The organism is Labrys sp. KB_33_2 (assembly GCF_052114505.1).
In the GTDB taxonomy this organism is placed as follows: Bacteria; Pseudomonadota; Alphaproteobacteria; order Rhizobiales; family Labraceae; genus Labrys.
This window is the reverse complement of sequence record NZ_JBFREW010000069.1, coordinates 1-1,245: the sequence shown is the minus strand read 5'-3', so window position 1 is coordinate 1,245 and position 1,245 is coordinate 1. Positions and strand designations below refer to the sequence as shown.

General features: G+C 64.2%; 1 protein-coding gene. It reads right to left on the bottom strand.

What is annotated here, in order from left to right; all coding sequences use genetic code 11:
* Positions 1-1,164: PqiB family protein (locus tag AB4037_RS34555; RefSeq protein WP_441774671.1), on the bottom strand; the 1,164-nt coding region annotated here is incomplete at its 3' end.
* Positions 1,165-1,245: the final 81 nt, after the last annotated feature.

Sequence of the window (1,245 nt, the reverse complement as noted above, 5' to 3'; positions counted from 1 at the left end):
GCCAGTCAGGTAATTGCTGGTCTTGATCTCGGCGCGCAGGCCCTTGGCGACCAGCGATTTCAGCACGGTTTCGGGATTGATCGGGCCGTCCGCGCCGACGATCTGGATGCGCTGCGGCTCGATTTCGATCAGGACGGGCGCACGCGGCGCGTTCTTGCCGATGTTGTATTGTAGGCTGACATCGATGACCTCCCCGATCTTGAGGCCGTGCCACTCCACGTTGGAGCCGGCGGCAAGGCCGCCCACGGAGGAATCGAAATAGACCAGATAGCGCAGGCGAATGGTATATTTGGCCTCGTCGGCGCTGGCCTGGTCCCGGTAGAGGGTGAAAGCCGTCTTGGGAGCGGCACGCTCGTTCGAAAGCACGTCGGCCGGCGTGTCGAAGGCGATGCCGCCCGCGAGCAGGGCCTGGATGGAATCGAGCTGAAGCCGGAAGCCCTGGGGACCCGTGGTGAGCGAGACCCCGGAGGCGTTCCAGAAATTGGTGCTGGTGCGCACTTCCTTGTCATAGGGGTCGCGTATGAAGGCACGGATGGTGATGCCGTCGGTGAGATTAGAGGAGTCGTAGCCGAGGACCTGGCCGACTTCGAGGCCGCGATGGAAGATCGACGATCCCGCGCTGATCGAACCGATCTGCGTGGTCTTCAGGGCAAATTCCGTACCGGGGGAGTCGGTCGGGATCACGGGCGGCACTTCCAGGCCGCCAAAGCGGTGGGCCCTCGTACCGACCTTGCCGGGATCGAACTCGATATAGACGCCGGAAATGATGGTCGACAGGCCGGAAATACCGGAACTGGCCGACAGGCGCGGCCTGACGACCCAGAACAGCGTGCCCTCGCGCATCAGCGGTTCRGCCTGCTTGGTCATGTCGGCGGCGACGATGACGTGGCTGCCGTCCGGCGCAAGCGCGACGCTCTTCACCGTGCCGAAGACGATGGCCTTGTAGCGGATCTGSGTCTTGCCCGGCTCMAGCCCTTCCGCCGTGCGCATGGTGATGGTGATCACCGGCCCCTTCTCCGACAGCGTGACCCAGCCCAGATAGAGCGCGATCCCGGCYGCCACGATCGGGATGAGCCAGATCGCGGACAGGCGGCGACGGCGCGGCGGATCGATATCCGGCGTGGCCGTGTCACTGCCGTTCTTGGAGGYGTCGGAGTCGGTCAATGGCCCTTCTTTCCTGTGTCGCGGCGCAAGACATCCCACATCAGCCGYGGGTCGAATGATTCGGAGGCGATCATGGTGATG